At 48.5% G+C, this 17,868-nt stretch carries 17 protein-coding genes; all 17 read left to right on the forward strand.

All coding sequences use genetic code 11. The features are described 5' to 3' along the window. Positions 1-105: 105 nt before the first annotated feature. On the forward strand, positions 106-1,512 hold the full coding sequence (leuC, locus tag ASG34_RS13090; RefSeq protein WP_055831235.1) for a 3-isopropylmalate dehydratase large subunit: 1,407 nt from the start codon (positions 106-108) through the stop codon (positions 1,510-1,512). Positions 1,513-1,525: 13 nt separating this feature from the next. Continuing rightward, a complete protein-coding gene (leuD, locus tag ASG34_RS13095) occupies positions 1,526-2,164 on the forward strand; it encodes a 3-isopropylmalate dehydratase small subunit (protein WP_055831237.1) in 639 nt (212 codons plus the stop codon). A gap of 156 nt (positions 2,165-2,320) precedes the next feature. Beyond that, positions 2,321-3,391 (forward strand): 3-isopropylmalate dehydrogenase, encoded by a 1,071-nt coding sequence (gene leuB / locus ASG34_RS13100; protein WP_055831239.1) that lies wholly within the window; start codon positions 2,321-2,323, stop codon positions 3,389-3,391. Positions 3,392-3,494: 103 nt separating this feature from the next. Next, positions 3,495-3,806: a pyrimidine/purine nucleoside phosphorylase gene (gene ppnP, locus ASG34_RS13105; protein WP_055831241.1), complete on the forward strand. Its 312-nt coding sequence runs from the start codon at positions 3,495-3,497 to the stop codon at positions 3,804-3,806. A 104-nt stretch (positions 3,807-3,910) separates the two neighbouring features. Further along, positions 3,911-4,405: a YajQ family cyclic di-GMP-binding protein gene (locus ASG34_RS13110; RefSeq protein WP_055831243.1), complete on the forward strand. Its 495-nt coding sequence runs from the start codon at positions 3,911-3,913 to the stop codon at positions 4,403-4,405. A gap of 17 nt (positions 4,406-4,422) precedes the next feature. After that, positions 4,423-4,545 (forward strand): entericidin A/B family lipoprotein, encoded by a 123-nt coding sequence (locus tag ASG34_RS13885; protein ID WP_156376489.1) that lies wholly within the window; start codon positions 4,423-4,425, stop codon positions 4,543-4,545. 41 nt (positions 4,546-4,586) lie between these two features. Then, positions 4,587-5,699, forward strand: coding sequence for an aspartate-semialdehyde dehydrogenase (gene asd / locus ASG34_RS13115; RefSeq protein WP_055831245.1), 1,113 nt, complete (start codon positions 4,587-4,589; stop codon positions 5,697-5,699). 263 nt (positions 5,700-5,962) lie between these two features. Continuing rightward, positions 5,963-8,893: a FimV/HubP family polar landmark protein gene (locus ASG34_RS13120; RefSeq protein WP_235559811.1), complete on the forward strand. Its 2,931-nt coding sequence runs from the start codon at positions 5,963-5,965 to the stop codon at positions 8,891-8,893. A 153-nt stretch (positions 8,894-9,046) separates the two neighbouring features. Continuing rightward, on the forward strand, positions 9,047-9,820 hold the full coding sequence (gene truA, locus ASG34_RS13125; RefSeq protein ID WP_055831248.1) for a tRNA pseudouridine(38-40) synthase TruA: 774 nt from the start codon (positions 9,047-9,049) through the stop codon (positions 9,818-9,820). Positions 9,821-9,838: 18 nt separating this feature from the next. Then, the gene (locus ASG34_RS13130; protein WP_055831250.1) at positions 9,839-10,480 is read left to right on the forward strand and encodes a phosphoribosylanthranilate isomerase; all 642 of its coding nucleotides are present in this window, start codon (positions 9,839-9,841) and stop codon (positions 10,478-10,480) included. A gap of 52 nt (positions 10,481-10,532) precedes the next feature. Further along, positions 10,533-11,735 (forward strand): tryptophan synthase subunit beta, encoded by a 1,203-nt coding sequence (gene trpB, locus ASG34_RS13135; protein ID WP_055831253.1) that lies wholly within the window; start codon positions 10,533-10,535, stop codon positions 11,733-11,735. 63 nt (positions 11,736-11,798) lie between these two features. Next, positions 11,799-12,599, forward strand: coding sequence for a tryptophan synthase subunit alpha (gene trpA / locus ASG34_RS13140; RefSeq protein WP_055831255.1), 801 nt, complete (start codon positions 11,799-11,801; stop codon positions 12,597-12,599). A gap of 30 nt (positions 12,600-12,629) precedes the next feature. Further along, the gene (gene accD, locus ASG34_RS13145; RefSeq protein ID WP_055831257.1) at positions 12,630-13,493 is read left to right on the forward strand and encodes an acetyl-CoA carboxylase, carboxyltransferase subunit beta; all 864 of its coding nucleotides are present in this window, start codon (positions 12,630-12,632) and stop codon (positions 13,491-13,493) included. Then, positions 13,493-14,785 (forward strand): bifunctional tetrahydrofolate synthase/dihydrofolate synthase, encoded by a 1,293-nt coding sequence (folC, locus tag ASG34_RS13150; protein ID WP_200934479.1) that lies wholly within the window; start codon positions 13,493-13,495, stop codon positions 14,783-14,785. Before accD ends, folC begins: the two co-directional genes overlap by 1 nt. A gap of 49 nt (positions 14,786-14,834) precedes the next feature. After that, entirely contained in the window at positions 14,835-15,611 is a 777-nt protein-coding gene (locus ASG34_RS13155) for an SPOR domain-containing protein (protein ID WP_055831261.1), read from the forward strand. 8 nt (positions 15,612-15,619) lie between these two features. Then, positions 15,620-16,138, forward strand: coding sequence for a CvpA family protein (locus tag ASG34_RS13160; RefSeq protein ID WP_055831263.1), 519 nt, complete (start codon positions 15,620-15,622; stop codon positions 16,136-16,138). A 32-nt stretch (positions 16,139-16,170) separates the two neighbouring features. Continuing rightward, the gene (gene purF / locus ASG34_RS13165; protein WP_055831265.1) at positions 16,171-17,706 is read left to right on the forward strand and encodes an amidophosphoribosyltransferase; all 1,536 of its coding nucleotides are present in this window, start codon (positions 16,171-16,173) and stop codon (positions 17,704-17,706) included. Positions 17,707-17,868 lie beyond the last annotated feature (162 nt).

The raw sequence follows: 17,868 nt of genomic DNA on the forward strand, positions 1-17,868 counted from the left end.
TACTAGTATAAATCATCTTCTTGTAAGGGTATTAAAATTTAGGTATTCTGCGCGTGTTTTATCAATTTATTAAGATTTGATAGCTTGGATTTGAAAGGAACAGTCATGGCAGGCAAAACGCTATACGACAAATTATGGGATTCACATGTGGTGCGTGAGGAACCAGACGGCACCTGTCTGATTTATATCGATCGCCATCTGGTGCATGAAGTCACCAGCCCGCAAGCCTTTGAAGGGCTCCGCATCGCTGGCCGTAAGCCATGGCGCAATTCATCCATCGTGGCTAACCCTGATCACAACACGCCGACCAAAGATTGGGATAAAGGGATTGAAGACCCAATCTCGCGCCTGCAGGTGGAAACACTGGATAGCAATATCAAGGAATTTGGTGCCTTGGTGTATTTTCCTTTCAAAAACAAGGATCAAGGCATTATCCATGTGATCGGGCCTGAGAACGGTACGACCCTGCCTGGTATGACAGTGGTGTGTGGCGATAGCCATACTTCAACCCATGGTGCATTTGGTGCGCTTGCACATGGCATAGGCACTTCTGAAGTTGAGCATGTGATGGCTACGCAAACACTGGTGGCTAAAAAGTCCAAACGCATGCTGGTGAAAGTGGATGGTCAGCTTGGTAAAGGCGTGACTGCTAAAGACGTTGCGCTGGCGATTATCGGCAAAATAGGTACCGCCGGCGGTACTGGTTATGCGATTGAGTTTGGTGGCGAAGTCATCCGTGGTTTATCCATGGAAGGCCGTATGACGCTGTGTAATATGGCGATCGAAGCAGGTGCACGTGCCGGTATTGTGGCACCGGATGAGAAAACCGCTGCTTATCTTGAAGGCCGTCTGCATGCCCCCAAAGGTGAAAACTGGACCAGGGCGGTGGCGTACTGGAAAACTCTGCAATCCGATGCAGATGCACAATATGATGCGGTAGTTGAACTGAAAGGTGCTGAAATCGCGCCACAAGTGACCTGGGGTACTTCGCCTGAACAAGTGTTGCCGATCGGATCGAATGTGCCGGATCCGCAACAGGAAGGCGATGCGACCAAGCGTACCAGTATCGAAAATGCCCTGAAGTACATGGGACTGGATGCCAATACACCGCTTGATCAAATTCGGCTGGATAAAATATTTATTGGATCCTGTACCAACTCACGTATTGAAGATCTGCGCGCTGCAGCCAGTGTTGCCAAAGGCAAAAAAGTTGCTGGCAATATCAAACTGGCGATGGTAGTGCCTGGTTCCGGCCAGGTGAAACGCCAGGCCGAGGCTGAAGGCCTGGACAAAGTATTTATTGATGCAGGTTTTGAATGGCGTGAGCCAGGCTGTTCCATGTGCCTGGCTATGAATGCTGACCGCCTGGAGCCGGGTGAGCGCTGTGCTTCAACCTCTAACCGTAACTTTGAAGGCCGTCAGGGCCCTGGTGGACGCACGCATCTGGTGAGCCCGGAAATGGCAGCAGCAGCTGCGATTGCCGGTCATTTCGTTGATGTGCGCAGCGTATAAAGGAGAACACCCTATGAAAGCATTTACCACTATTAACGGCCTGGTTTGTCCTCTGGATCGCGCAAACGTCGATACTGATGCGATTATTCCAAAGCAATTCCTGAAATCCATCAAACGTTCAGGCTTTGGCCCGTACTTGTTCGATGAATGGCGTTATACCAACTATGGCGAACCTGGCATGGATTGCAGCACACGTCCTTTGAATAAGGATTTCGTGCTCAACCAGCCGCGCTATCAAGGTGCGCAAGTATTGCTGGCGCGTGATAATTTCGGTTGTGGCTCATCACGTGAGCATGCGCCATGGGCGATTGAAGACCAGGGTTTCCGCGTGATTATTGCGCCTAGTTTTGCCGATATCTTCTTTAATAACTGTTTCAAAAACGGTATCTTGCCGATAGTCGCTTCAGCCGAACAAGTAGATATCCTGTTCAAAGAGTGCCTGGCAAATGAGGGTTACTCGCTGAACGTCGATCTGGTTTCACAAACGGTGACTACGCCTTCAGGTCAGTCATTCAGCTTTGAGATCACCCCGACCCGTAAGCACAACCTGCTGAATGGCCTCGATGAAATCGGCCTGACCTTGCAGCATGCGGATGAGATCAAGGCATTTGAGATCAAACATAAAGCCGCCCAACCCTGGCTATTCGCCTAAAACCTGCTGCGCACTTTATCTTCTGCGTTGCGCGGTGCTCTGAAACTCGCCGTACTTATCGTACTGTCTCATTTCATGCGCGCCGTGCGCCTTGAATATAAAGCGCTCGCGACGGTTTGCGGTCTGAAAATTTTTAAAAAAAGGAATTCTTTAAAAATGGCATTAAATATTGCAGTTTTACCCGGTGACGGCATCGGCCCTGAAATCGTTGCACAAGCCTTGCGCGTGCTGGAAGTATTGAAAAAAGACGGCCTGGACATGACTTTCACTGAGGCTCCTTTGGGCGGTCAGGCTTATGACCAGTACGGTCACCCATACCCTGAATTTACGCAGAAAATCTGTAGGGCTGCGGATGCCGTGTTGCTGGGCGCTGTTGGTGGCCCGCAGTATGACACTTTAGACCGCCCATTGCGTCCTGAGCGCGGATTACTGGCTATTCGTAAAGACTTGGGTTTGTTTGCCAATCTGCGTCCGGCTGTGCTATTCCCTGAGCTGGCGAATGCGTCAACCTTGAAACCGGAAGTAGTTGCCGGCCTTGATATCATGATCGTGCGTGAATTGACCGGTGATGTCTATTTCGGCCAGCCACGTGGCATTCGGACTAATGAAGAAGGCGTGCGTGAAGGTTTCAACACCATGATCTACAGCGAGCCGGAAGTGCGTCGCATTGCGCATGTGGCGTTTGAAATCGCCATGAAACGCGGGAAAAAACTGTGTTCAGTAGACAAGGCTAACGTACTAGAAACTACTGAATTCTGGAAAGAGATTGTGATTGATGTCGCGAAAGAGTATCCGGAAGTGGAATTGAGCCATATGTACGTGGATAACGCAGCCATGCAGTTGATCCGCAATCCTAAACAGTTTGATGTGATGGTGACGGGCAATATCTTTGGCGATATCTTGTCAGATGAAGCTTCCATGCTGACTGGCTCGATTGGCATGCTGGCGTCTGCTTCGCTGAATGAGAGCAAGCAGGGCTTGTACGAGCCATCACACGGTTCTGCGCCGGATATCGCTGGTAAAAACCTGGCGAACCCGATTGCGACTATTTTGTCTGCGGCCATGATGTTGCGTTACAGCTTTGATAACGAAGCTGCGGCGACCCGCATTGAAAACGCAGTGAAGAAAGTGTTGGCAGCAGGCTACCGTACCGGTGACATCTATGAAGAGGGCACCAAGCGTGTTTCCTGTTCTGAAATGGGTGATCAGATCGTGGCTGCGATGTAAACGGGCAGAGCGCGCCTTGCATTGCATCGCGCTCGCTCAGTTTTCAGGTGTGATATAGTCGCGCTTTTATTGGCGACACATTGAAATTAATCAGGAATTTAAAATGGCACAATTTGATAATGTCAGCGTTAAAAAGAAAGCAAACGTTTATTTTGATGGCAAGTGTGTGAGCCACACTGTGCTGTTTCCGAACGGTACACGCTGTACCGTGGGTGTAATTTTCCCGAGCACTTTGACCTTCAATACCGGCTCGCCAGAATTGATGGAAATTAATGATGGTGTCTGTAAAGTGCGCTTGAAAGATGAAGAAAACTGGACCACTTATAAAGCAGGTGAGAAATTCACTGTGGCGGGTAATTCGTCTTTTGATATTGAAGTGTTAGAGACTGTAGACTACGTTTGCCATTTCGAATAATTGTGTGATTGCTCGGCAGAGCGGTGTTGTTAGCGCTTGTCGTACTTAATGTACTGCCTGCGCGCTAACGCCTTGCTCTGCCATCGCTTGAAAGGTTTTCAAAGATGCCCAGTTTTGATATTACTTCTGAAGTTGATATGGTCAACTTAAAAAACTCGATTGATGCTTCAATTAAACAGATCACCAATCGTTACGATTTCAAAGGTACATCTGCCAAAGTCGAATTTAACGAAAAAGACAAGGTCATTACCTTGTTTGGTGACAATGATTTTCAACTGGACCAGATAAAAGATATTTTGCTTCCAGCAATGGAAAAGAAAGAACCGGAGTCTTCCAAGCGACTTGAACACAAGGACGTACAAAAAGTCTCAGGTAACAAGGTGAAACAGGATCTGCGCGTGCAAGATGGTATTGATAGCGACTTAGCCAAGAAAATCACCAAGCTGATCAAAGACAGCGGAATGAAAGTGCAAGCCACTATTCAAGGCGATACAGTGCGGGTTAATGGTGCTAAGCGCGATTTATTGCAGGATGCCATTGCGTATGTTAAAAAGAGTGTGACGGATTTTCCGTTGAAGTTTGGTAATTTCAGAGATTAATTTTAAGGAGAAAATAAATGAAAATGTTAATGATGCTATTGGTTGTGACGATGGTGTTGGCAGGTTGCAATACCATGAACGGTGTGGGCAAGGATATGGAAAAAGCTGGTGAAGCTGTGCAGAAAAAGGCCTCCGAATAATGTTTTGATGCTGGGATGACCGGCGAGAATAACGAGATCACATGTTAAAAGTAGGGTTTGTAGGTTGGCGCGGTATGGTGGGCTCTGTGCTCATGCAACGCATGGTGCAAGAGAGCGATTTTGCAGATATTGATCCGCAGTTTTTCACTACATCACAAACGGGTGGAGCTGCTCCCAAGGTTGGCAAGGATTCGCCTGCGCTAAAAGATGCCAAGGATATTGCTGAACTGAGCAAGATGGATGCGATTGTGTCTTGCCAGGGCGGTGATTACACCAGCGAGATTTTTCCGCAGTTGCGGAGTAGTGGCTGGAATGGTCACTGGATTGATGCCGCTTCTACTTTGCGTATGGAAAAAGATGCAGTGGTGATTCTTGACCCGGTCAATATGCATGTGATCAAGGATGCATTGAGCCAGGGCGGCAAAAACTGGATTGGTGGTAACTGTACGGTTTCCCTGATGCTGATGGCTTTGAACGGTCTGTTCAAGGCGGATCTGGTGGAATGGGCCACTTCGATGACTTATCAGGCAGCTTCAGGTGCCGGTGCGCAAAACATGCGTGAGTTGATTTCACAAATGGGCGTGATTCATGCATCAGCGGCGAATCTGTTGGGCGATCCTGCTTCTGCGATTCTTGAGATTGATAAAACTGTAGCCGATACTATTCGGAGCGCTGATTTACCTATTTCTAATTTTGGCGTGCCTTTGGCTGGTAGCCTGATCCCGTGGATTGATAAGGATCTGGGTAACGGCCAAAGCAAGGAGGAATGGAAGGGCGGTGTAGAGACCAACAAGATTCTGGGCCGTGAAGCCAACCCGATTGTGATTGATGGTCTGTGCGTGCGCATTGGTGCAATGCGTTGCCATTCACAAGCCTTAACCCTGAAGTTGCGCCAGGATCTGCCGCTGGATGAAATCAACCAGATGCTGGCAGAAGCCAACCAGTGGGCCAAAGTGATTCCTAATGAGCGCGAAGTCAGCATGCGTGAATTAACGCCAGCGGCCGTGACGGGTACGTTAACAACCCCGGTTGGCCGTTTGCGCAAGCTGGCCATGGGTGGCGAATACCTGTCAGCTTTTACCGTTGGCGACCAGTTACTCTGGGGTGCAGCAGAACCTCTGCGTCGTATGTTACGTATTCTGGTTGAAGCTTAAGTAATTAATTAAATTGCAGCCCGTAAAGCCATGATTTGTTAATAAAATCATGGTCTTTTCGGGCTTTTGTTTTGCATGCATTCAGGTTTAATGGATGATAGAGTCCAAGCAAGGTAAGTTTGTGGCAAGCAGGGTGGCAATTGGCGTGCTTGCGTGGCTTACTGATTGATGCTATGTTGACAATCGCCATGAATGACAAGGGTTAAACGGTGCCTAAATTTAAATTAAAAAAATTAGCCTTTACATTAAGTCTGGGGTTGAGCTTGAGCGCAGCAATTGTTGCGCACGCTGCAGGTCTGGGAACAATGACCTCCACTTCAAAACTGGGGGAGCCACTAAATGCAGAAATTGAATTGCTGGCGGTTGCGCCAGGCGAATTAAATAGTATCCAGGCCGCGCTAGCCGCTGATCAGGTGTACCAGGATCAGATGCTGGAAAAACCTGCTTCTTACCCATATATTCAGATTGAGGTGGGCAACAATAGCAAGGGTCAGCCCATCCTCAAGCTTACCAGTTCACAACCGATTACCGAAGCTTTCCTGGATATGCTGATCCAGGTAGATTGGCCGACCGGGCGACTGGTCAAAGAATACACCCTCTTGCTGGACCCTCCTGGATTTAATTCTAACTACGTGTCTGAATCATCAGGGTTGCCCGTCACCGGTCAACCACAAGCCCCCGCTCAAACACCTAAAGTGGAAACGGTGCCTGCAGCCGACATTGAACAGCCTGTTACAAGCAAGCCTGCTTCGAAAAAGTCGCCAGCTAACCGTGCCGTGGCTCCCAAGCCAACGCCCAAACCTGAACCATCAGCTGAAAACGTTGATACGCCGGACCCACTCACCACTGACCGAGGTGATACGCTGTATGCCATCGCGCGGCAAATGAAACCGGATAACGTCAGTGTCGAGCAAATGCTGGCGGCGCTTTACCGATCAAACCAGGATGCGTTTGATGGTAAAAACATGAACCGTTTGAAAGTGGGCAAGATCATCCGCATGCCGGATCAAGACACTTTAAATGCCATCAGCAACCAGCAAGCCAAAAATCTGGTGGCCGAACACAATACAAATTGGCTGGCGTATAAAAATGCCTTGTCCAATGTAGTGGAAAAATCTGCTGCCAGTGAAACTGGCGGTAACACCCAGCAATCCGCTGGCAAAATTGGTAGTGCACAGGACAAGCCGGTACCACAAATACCAGCAGGCAAAGATACACTGAAGCTGTCTGCCGGCGATGAAAAGTCTGGCACCCAAACCGATAAAGCCGCTTCTAAAACTTCGGAAAATGCTGCCAAGGAAGAAGCCATCGCTAAAGAAAACGCTATCAAGGAAGAGCAATCGCGTGCCGCAGCGCTTGAAAAACAAGTCGCCGACATGAAAAAACTGGTAGAGATGAAAAATAATGCCATGGCGCAGGCGGAGAAAAATGCTGCACAAGCTACGGCTCCTGATACCAAAACACCTGAAGCCCAAGGCCCGGAATCCAAAACTGAAGTATCTGCCACTCAGGCCACTGAAACGCCTGCAGTACCCGCCGAAAGCAAACCGGCACCCGCTGTTCAGGATTCGCCTAAAGCGAATACAGAACCTGTTCCGGTTGAGCCTGCTATTGAAGCAGAGCAGCTTTCTTTCATGCATGTGCTGATGGCGCGCTTGAAAGGAATCAGTCCCGTATTGCCATGGGCCTTGATTGCTTTACCTATCTTGATTTGTATCTGGGCACTGATCCGCATTCGCCGTAAAAAAGAAATTGATACCTTTGAAGATGCGATCCTGACCTCCCCAGCGACTGAAATGCAGAATAACACTGTATTTGGTGATACGCAGGCTGCTTCTGGAGACACTTCTTTCTTGACCGACTTCTCGCAAAGTGGTGTAGGCGGGATGATCGACTCACACGATGTCGACCCGATCGCTGAAGCCGAAGTCTACATGGCTTACGGTCGTGATGCGCAGGCAGAAGAAATTCTCAAGGATGCGATTCAAAAAGATCCCGAACGTCAGGAGCTCAAGTTAAAGCTGCTTGAAATTTACCAAAGCACGGCTAACAAGGGAGCATTTGAATCATTGGCTGGGGAGATTTACGCCAATGTCGGCCCTAATGACCAGACCTGGTCCAAAGTAGTGGCGATGGGGCAGAAGCTGGATCCTGAAAATTCACTTTACCAGATGCCGGCGCTTGATAATACCGGCCTCGAAACACCCGTGGTTGAAGCAGATAGTGCAGATCAAGGCTACCACTTCAATTTTGAAGCGCCAGCGCTTGAATTCGAACCATCTGATGATAGCAAAAAAAATAATACTGATAATGCGGGCAATGCAGGCGTAGAAGTTTCGACTGAAGATTCATCAACCGTAAATACATTGACTGAACCCTCACTGACAGAAACTAAACCGGCACTGACAGAAACTAAACCGGAAAAATTTGCAGAATTACAAACAGACTTTGATAATCCTGATAACAAACCTGCAGATAATTTGCCGGAATTGCTAGAAACGCCTGCAGACGATTTAATCATCGAGCCTGTTCAGCAAGAAAATATTCTGGCTAACGAAAAAGCACCTCAGTCCGAGGACTCTGAGAAACCAGACCTTAATACTGAACTTCGCTTTGAACGAAGCTCTGAAAAAGAAACAATTGAGCAGACATCGGCGCCAAATGCAGTGGTTGATGCAGAGCTAACACCAAAAGCGCTCGACTTACCCTCCCTGAATCTTGATGACGAGTCTTCAAGTTCAGTCAGAGATAATCAGGCTGCTACACAGGCGACAGGTGAGCAGACGCTATCATCGGATGATGCTGTGTTTGAATCTCTACCTGAGCTTTCGCTGGAGCTGGGAGGGCCAAATGATAAGACTATCAAGACTGCCGAAGAAGATGATGCACTCGATATCGATGATATCCGCCTCGACAATGTGGATGACGAAGTGCTCAGCCGCGTACCTGCCGAAACCTTCAGTACCGAGACCGCTTTCCCTGAAATTTCACTGGATGTCACAGAAAAGCCTGAGGAAAGCCTGGTTGAGTTTGATGGTGAGCCAGAAGAGGTTAATACCAAGCTGGATTTGATCCAGGCCTACATCGATATGGAAGATATGATAGGCGCCAAGGAATTGATCGAAGAAGTGCTTACCGAGGGTGGTGAACGCCAGCGGCAACGAGCTAGTGAGTTGCTTGCAAAAGTTGCATAAAACAAGGCCGGGTTTTCCGGCCTTTTTGTTTGAAGATGAAGTTGACGCATAGCAATGGTATGGATCAGCCAAAAGCCAGCACGAATAAGAAAATATTGATTCAAAGCTTTGCGCTATTAGGTGTTATACCTGACAGCCCTTATACTATGCGCCATGAAAATTGCGATTGGCATTGAATATCATGGTGCTTATTTTCAGGGATGGCAAAGCCAGCCTAATGGCCGTGGGGTACAGGATGCAATTGAGCATGCCATAGCAATGGTTGGTGGTGAACCGGTAAGGCTGCATGCGGCTGGCCGGACTGATACCGGTGTCCATGCGTTAATGCAGGTTGCCCATTTTGAAACGACGGTAGCACGGCCACAAAGTGCCTGGGTTCGTGGTACCAATGCGCATTTGCCACCATGGATCCGCATCTTGTGGGCGCGCGAAGTCGCTGATGATTTTCATGCCCGATTTAGCGCCAAGGCACGCAGTTACCAATATGTGCTCTATAACCATGCCGTGGCACCAGCGAGCCAGCACGGTCGTGTAGGCTGGTACCATAGACCGCTGGACATTGCACCGATGCAACTTGCCGCCGAATTCTTATTAGGCGAGCATGATTTCAGTGCGTTTCGCGCCAGTGAATGTCAGGCGAGTTCCCCGATACGCACCATGCACCGTGCCGAAGTAAACCAGCAAGGCAAACATATAGTTTTCAGCTTTCAGGCAAATGCTTTTCTGCAACACCAGATACGTAATGTCGTCGGGGCATTAGTCTATGTCGGTCAAGGCAAACTGACGGTCGCCGAATTTGCTGAGTTGCTCCAGCGTAAAGATAGAACGCTTTCACCCCCCACGTTTATGCCGGATGGCTTGTACTTTACGGGCGTGACCTATGATACGCATTGGCAACTGCCACCCTGTGAAACAAAGTGGGACTAAATAAGGTCCATGAGGCATATGAAAAGAACCAGAGTTAAAATTTGTGGCATTACCAGGCAGGAGGATGCTTGGGCGGCTATTGATGCCGGAGCTGATGCTCTCGGATTTGTCTTTTATGCGCCAAGTCCGCGTGCTGTAAGCGCAGCCCAGGTGCAGGCTATCATTAAAAATTTACCGCCTTATGTTGGTAAGGTTGGCCTTTTTGTGAATGCTTCTGCCAGCGAGGTGCAACAGGTGATAGATACAACTTCTCTGGATTGCCTGCAGTTTCATGGCGACGAAGCGGCGGACTATTGCGAGAAATTTAATCTGCCATATTACAAAGCAATCCGCGTCAAACCGGATGTAAGTTTGGTACAATGCGAGCTTGATTTTGCGTCGGCTTCCGCCTTATTGCTGGATACTTTTTCAGAAAAAGCAGTTGGGGGGACAGGCCAGACATTTGATTGGGGATTGATCCCTGCCGGGTTAAAAAAACCACTGGTTTTGGCTGGTGGATTAAATCCTCTGAATGTCGCTGATGCATTGCAACAGGTTCAGCCTTATGCCGTGGATGTGAGCGGTGGTGTAGAGGCGCAAAAAGGGATTAAATCCCCAGAAAAAATAGCAGCATTTATGCAGCAGGTTACCCAATACGATGCAAGACGCAATGCAGGTTGAGAAGGTATGCACTGGGGCGGTTTGAATAACAGAACGATATACGGAGTAACGCATGCAAGTGTATGACATGCCAGATAAACATGGTCATTTTGGTCCATTTGGTGGAATTTTCGTCGCGGAAACTTTGGTAGAAGCACTGGAAGAGCTGCGGCTGATGTATGAAAAGTATCGCCATGATCCCGAGTTTTTAGCTGAATTTGCTTACGATCTCAAACATTTTGTTGGCCGTCCAAGCCCGATTTATCATGCCAAGCGCTTGTCCGATAAAATCGGCGGTGCCCAGATCTATCTTAAGCGCGAAGATTTAAATCATACTGGCGCGCACAAAATCAATAACACCATAGGCCAGGCTTTGTTGGCCAAACGTATGGGTAAGCCGCGCGTGATTGCAGAAACAGGCGCAGGGCAGCATGGCGTGGCAACCGCAACCATCGCTGCTCGTTTGGGCCTGGAATGCGTGGTTTACATGGGCGCCGAGGATGTGAAACGCCAGGCACCTAATGTATTTCGCATGAAACTGCTGGGTGCAACAGTTATCCCGGTTGAAAGCGGCTCTAAAACCCTGAAAGACGCACTGAATGAAGCAATGCGTGACTGGGTTACTAATATCTCCAATACGTTTTACATTATCGGCACAGTTGCCGGTCCGCATCCTTATCCGATGATGGTGCGCGATTTCCAGGCGGTGATCGGTATTGAAGCCAAACAGCAAATGCAGGAAATGATGGGTCGCCAGCCTGATGCTGTGGTGGCCTGTGTGGGCGGTGGTTCCAATGCGATGGGGATTTTTTATCCCTACATTGATGTTGAAGGCGTGCGCCTGATTGGCGTAGAAGCAGCAGGGCATGGGCTTGAAACCGGAAGCCATGCTGCTCCCCTAACTGCGAACAGCCCAATTGGTGTATTGCATGGCAACCGTACTTACCTGATGCAGGATGAAGACGGCAATATCGTTGAAACACACTCTATCTCAGCTGGCCTCGACTATCCGGGAGTAGGCCCGGAGCATGCATGGTTAAAAGATATCAAACGCGCTGAATATGTGGCGATCACAGATGACGAAGCCATGCATGCATTTCACCAGCTCTGTCGTACCGAAGGCATTATTCCGGCAATGGAATCAAGCCATGCCTTGGCTTATGGAGAAAAACTGGCTAGAACAATGTCACCGGACCAAGTGGTGCTTGTGAATCTGTCAGGACGCGGTGATAAAGATATTAATACCGTTGCTAAGCTATCTAACATCACACTCTGATGCAGCCAATTAGCTAGTCCAGACTATAAATAGCCCATCCATTAGAAAAAAGAATTTTTTGCTATGTCACGCATTCAATCCGTTTTTGCTGAATTAAAAGCGCAAGGTAAAAAAGCGCTGATCCCTTACTTCACCGCTGGAGATCCACACCCAGACCAGACCGTACCTTTATTGCATGCTTTGGTTGACTCCGGTGCCGATGTGATTGAGTTGGGCGTGCCTTTTTCTGACCCGATGGCAGATGGCCCGGTGATTCAGCGTGCAAGTGAGCGTGCGTTGATGCATAAGATGGGCTTGCGCAAAGTGCTGGCGATGGTGAAAGATTTCCGCGAAACCAATCAGAAAACCCCCATTGTTCTGATGGGCTATGCTAACCCTATCGAGGCAATGGGTGTATTACAGTTTGTGAATTTAGCCAAAGAAGCCGGTGTCGATGGCGTATTGACTGTTGATTACCCGCCTGAAGAGTGTGAAGACTTCAATAAGCAACTGGCGGCAGCCGGCATTGATAGTATTTTTCTGCTGTCCCCGACTACCGAGCCATCGCGTACCGAATTAATTGTCAAGCAGGCAACAGGTTTCCTGTATTACGTATCGCTTAAAGGCGTTACCGGCGCAGGTAATCTTGACATCGTTGAAGTAAAAAAACGTGTGGCTGAAATCCGTGGTAGTACTGATTTGCCTATTGGCGTGGGATTTGGCGTGAAAGATGCCGAGACTGCACGTGAGGTATCTGCGATTGCTGATGCGGTAGTGGTAGGTAGCCGTATGGTTCTGGCAATCGAGCAGTCAGATGAACACAACCTGATTCCGAATGTGCAAGCCTTGATGAAAGAATTACGTACTGCGATTGACTCCGTTTAGGGGCATCACATTATTTGAGCAGGAGAGACTATGAGCTGGTTAGACAAAATTCCTCAAAAAATCAAACGTGCGGTAAGCGGCGAGCGCCGCAATATGCCGGAAGGACTTTGGCATAAATGTGATGCCTGCCAGACCGTGCTGTATCGTACTGATCTGGATGCAAACCTGGAGGTATGTCCCCAGTGTGGCCATCATCACAGATTGGGGGCCCGCGCGCGTCTGAATGTGTTTCTGGATCCGGAAAGCCGCGTTGAAATTGGTGCCGATGTCACGCCAGTCGATGCCTTGAAATTCAAGGATAGCAAGACCTATACTGAACGTATGCGCAGCGCACAACGCGACGTGAAAGAAAAAGATGCATTGATCGTCATGCGCGGTACGGTTGAGCGCGTACCGGTTGTCGTGGCTGCGTTCGAGTTTAAGTTTATGGGCGGCTCTATGGGTTCTGTAGTCGGCGAGCGCTTTGTCCGTGGCGTGCAGGCTGCTATTGAAAACAAATGCGCTTTTATCTGTGTTTCTGCCAGTGGCGGGGCGCGCATGCAGGAAGGTTTGCTGTCATTAATGCAAATGGCCAAGACCAGCGCAGCACTGACTAAACTTTCTGAAGCTGGCTTGCCTTATGTCTCAGTCCTGACTGACCCAACCATGGGTGGCGTTTCTGCGAGTTTTGCCATGCTGGGTGATGTGATTGTTGCCGAACCAAATGCGCTAATCGGATTTGCTGGGCCGCGCGTCATTGAGCAAACAGTACGCGAAACCCTTCCTGAAGGCTTCCAGCGTGCAGAGTTCCTGCTAACGCATGGCGCGATTGATATGATTGTTGACCGCCGAGAAATGCGCGCAAAATTAAGCCAGTTGCTGGCCGGTTTTATGAATATTGCTAAAGTTGCCTGATGTCTTCACATATGCCCGAGCTTCCTGTCACAGTCGAGGCTTGGCTTAGCTTCATAGAGTCATTACATCCCAAATCGATAGAAATGGGATTGTCACGGGTACAAGCGGTAGCCGCACGCTTACATCTGAAATTTCCTTTTACCGTGGTCACCGTCGGTGGTACCAATGGTAAAGGCTCTACATGTGCCATGCTCGAAGGCATTTATGCTACAGCTGGCTACCGTGTCGGCTGTTACACTTCACCGCATCTGGTGCAATATCAAGAGCGCGTCCGCTTAAATGGCGAGTTGATTGCCGATGACGTTTTATGCGCAGCATTCACCGCCGTAGAAAAAGCGCGCGAAGATATATCTTTGACTTATTTTGAGATGGGTACACTGGCGGCATTGTGGGCGTTTGAGCAGCAGCCTCTGGATGTCGTTATTCTCGAAGTAGGGCTCGGCGGCAGGCTGGATGCCGTCAATATTGTCGATGCCGATTGCGCTATTGTGACTAATGTTGACCTTGATCATATGGAGTTTTTGGGTGACACCCGCGAATTGATCGGCCATGAAAAAGCAGGCATTTACCGTAAACACCAGATTGCCATTTGTGGCGATGTACAACCTCCAATTTCTCTCCTGAATTATGCTGAATCACTAGGTGTGCAATTAAAACGCTATGGTGTGGATTACCGCATGGACTTAGTGGATACGCAATATAGTGACGCTCATGGCTCACTGGCCATTGGTTCGCTACCATTGTTTGGTGATTATCAGTGGCAAAATGCCGCCAACGTGATTTATGCAGTGCGCGCACTACAATCTAAATTACCAGTGACAGACGACGATTTACGACAAGGGTTGACCTCGACAAAAGTGGTGGGTCGTTTTCAATATTGGCATCGCTCGCCGGATGTGATTCTGGATGTAGCACATAACCCGCATGCTGCTCGTGCTTTGCGCAGTAATTTGCAACAACTGAGCGCCGACGGTTGTAAGGTTGTTGCCGTATTTTCCATGTTGTCAGACAAGGATATCGCCGGTGTGGTAGATATTCTGCATGATGTCATCGATGAGTGGGAAATCGCGCCTATCCAGCATCCGCGTGCCGCCAGTGTTGATTATCTTAAGCAGTGCCTGAGCCACAAAGTTTCTGATCAGCAATTGAAGACACATCCTGACCTGCCAACGGCATTAAGAAGCTGTTATAAAAAAGCAGCAAAAAATGATAAAATTATTGTGTTCGGCTCATTTTTCACTGTGGCTGCCATCCTGGAAATAACACCTGACCAATGGACTTCATCAAGCTAGCTGTTGACTAGCAATATGTGAAATGATGTGAGTGAGAATTTAAGACAACATGGCAAGAGATAGTGTGACAGACAAAGAACTGACCCTTAAGAAAACAGCCCGCAGGCGGCTGGTGGGTGCCATCACCCTGGTTATTCTGATGTTGATCGTATTGCCTTTCGTCCTGAAAGACAGAGTCGTTGAACCTGCGCATGACGATGTTGAGATTACCGTCGTCAATCAACAAGCTAACCGCGAACCGATACTTGAATTACCGGATGAGGATGTTGAACTTGAGGTAGAGGCTGCTGCACCTGCTGCAAATGCCGCCACTCAGACAACGCCTGCGGTAGAAACACCTGCAGCACATATCGAAGAAGTGCCTGTAACGCCCCCAGCACCAAACAAACCAGCCAAAGCAGTGCCTGCGCAAGTGGCGGTTGCTGAAACAGCTACTGCTAAGCCTGCTCCAGTAGTTGAACCTAAAGTTGAACCTAAAGTTGAACCTAAAGTTGAACCTAAAGTTGAACCTAAAGTTGAACCTAAAGTTGAACCTAAAGTTGAACCTAAAGTTGCGGCGGCGAAATCTAAAGAAGAGCCTAATTCTTCCGATAAATCATCAGGTAAATTCTATGTGCAGTTTGGCGTGTTCTCTGACCCGAATAACCTCGAAAACCTGCAAGGCAAATTGAAACAGGCCGGTTTTGAAGCAGCGACGGATAAAGTCGATGCCGCTGGCAATAAGTTACGGTTACGGTCGCGCACGTATGCGACACGAAATGAAGCGGCAGCAGCATTGAAAAAGCTGGAAGCTGCCGGTTTTAGCGGAATAGTTGCGAAATCCTGAATCAGGCAATGACCATTTTTGATTATTTTGTACTTGGTATTATTGGCTTTTCCATTCTGGTTGGATTAATGCGCGGCGCTATCCGCGAGTTCTTTTCGGTTATCGGCTGGGCACTGGCATTTTATCTGGCCAACAAATTTAACAGTGAGGTTATCAGCTATATCCCGGAGCAAGTGCCTGGTGAAGCGGTGAAAGCGATTGCTGCATTCTTGCTAGTATTTTTATCTGTGCTGTTTTTATGCACCTTGTTAGCTTTATTACTGACCACCCTGATCAAGGCAGTAGGTTTGGGTGGCCTAAATCGCGTGCTGGGTGGTCTTGCCGGTGCAGTTAAAGGTGTATTGATCGTCTGCATACTGGCGATGCTTGCGGCGATGACGGATATTCCCAAAGACCCACGCTGGACCAACGCCATGTTGAGTGCCCCCGTTGAAGTGCTGGTCTTGAATTTGCTGCCATGGATACCATCTAGTATTGCCGAGCATGTGCATTTGGAACATGAGCAGGCAGATGAATCCCTCATTTAATTTGTAATCTAGTCTTGGAATAGGATGTCGCTATGTGTGGAATTATCGGTATTGTAGGTAAAAACCCGGTGAACCAGTTGTTGTATGACGGGTTGCTGGTGCTACAGCATCGCGGGCAAGACGCTGCAGGGATTGTGACTTGCGATGGTAATACTTTCCATATGCATAAAAATAACGGACTGGTTAAAGACGTATTTCATACCCGTCATATGCGCAATCTGGCCGGTAATGTCGGCATAGCGCATGTGCGTTATCCGACGGCTGGCTCTTCCAGTGCGGCTGAAGCGCAACCGTTTTATGTTAACTCACCTTTCGGCATTGTGCTTGGCCACAATGGCAACCTGACCAATTCTGAGCAGCTTAAATCTGAAATGTTCAGGCAAGATCTGCGTCATATCAACACCAGCTCCGATTCGGAAGTGTTGTTGAATGTGTTGGCGCATGAGATTGAAGATACCTCCAAAAATGCCTTGTTGAACAGCGACATGGTATTTGATGCGGTTTCTGGCGTACACAGGCGCTGTAAAGGCGCTTATGCAGTGGTTGCCATGATCGCTAACTTTGGTTTGCTGGCATTCCGCGATCCGCATGGCATTCGCCCGTTGGTGATAGGCAAGCAGGAAACCAGCAAAGGTACTGAATATATCGTGGCTTCTGAAAGCGTTGCCTTGGATGTGTTGGGCTTTACCCTGTTACGTGATGTTGAGCCGGGCGAGGCAGTATTTATCGATATGGATGGCAATTTGTTCAGCCGTCAATGTGCGCAAAATCCTAAACTGACCTCCTGTATTTTTGAATATGTTTACCTGGCACGCCCAGACTCAGTGATTGATGGTGTTTCTGTTTACCAAACCCGCCTGGACATGGGTACTTTGCTAGGCGAAAAAATCAAGCGCGAATGGGCTGACAAACAGATTGATGTTGTGATTCCTATCCCTGATACCAGCCGCCCGAGCGCCTTGCAGTTAGGGATTTCACTGGGCCTGGATTACCGCGAAGGGTTTATCAAAAACCGGTATATTGGCCGTACGTTTATTATGCCAGGCCAGGCATTACGTAAAAAATCGGTACGCCAGAAACTGAACCCGATCGGCATTGAGTTCAAAGGTAAAAACGTTTTGCTGGTCGATGATTCGATTGTGCGTGGCACCACATCACAGCAGATTGTACAGATGGCGCGTGATGCCGGTGCAAACAAAGTGTATTTCGCTTCTGCCGCGCCGCCGGTACGTTACCCTAACGTATATGGTATTGATATGCCTAGTCGTGACGAGTTGTTGGCAACTGATCGTACCGATGAAGAAATTTGTGCCGAGATTGGTGCTGATGCATTGATTTACCAAGACCTGGATGCATTAAAAGAGAGCATTACCAAGTCCAACCCACACCTGACAGAATTCGATTGTAGCTGTTTTGATGGCAAGTACGTGACTGGTGATATTGATGCGGCTTACCTGAACCGTATTGAGGCGGCGCGTAGCGATTTCAACAAAAAACAACCGCCACCAAATTCAACTACGCAACTGGATTTGAATTTGTTATCAACCGATCTGGTTGGGGTAGATTAGCCCTTGACAGGCGCCATCAGATGGCGTCTAATGAAATTGCGCTGATTTGAGTGGCGAACTTTAAACGAAGCCGAACTCAGCTTGCGAGCGCATTATAAATCCTGCTAAAGCGAGAGCCCAAAAACCCGTTTTAGCGCAATGCTGAAGCGGGTTTTTTATTGG

This window comes from Methylophilus sp. Leaf416 (genome assembly GCF_001424665.1).
Classification (GTDB): domain Bacteria; phylum Pseudomonadota; class Gammaproteobacteria; order Burkholderiales; family Methylophilaceae; genus Methylophilus.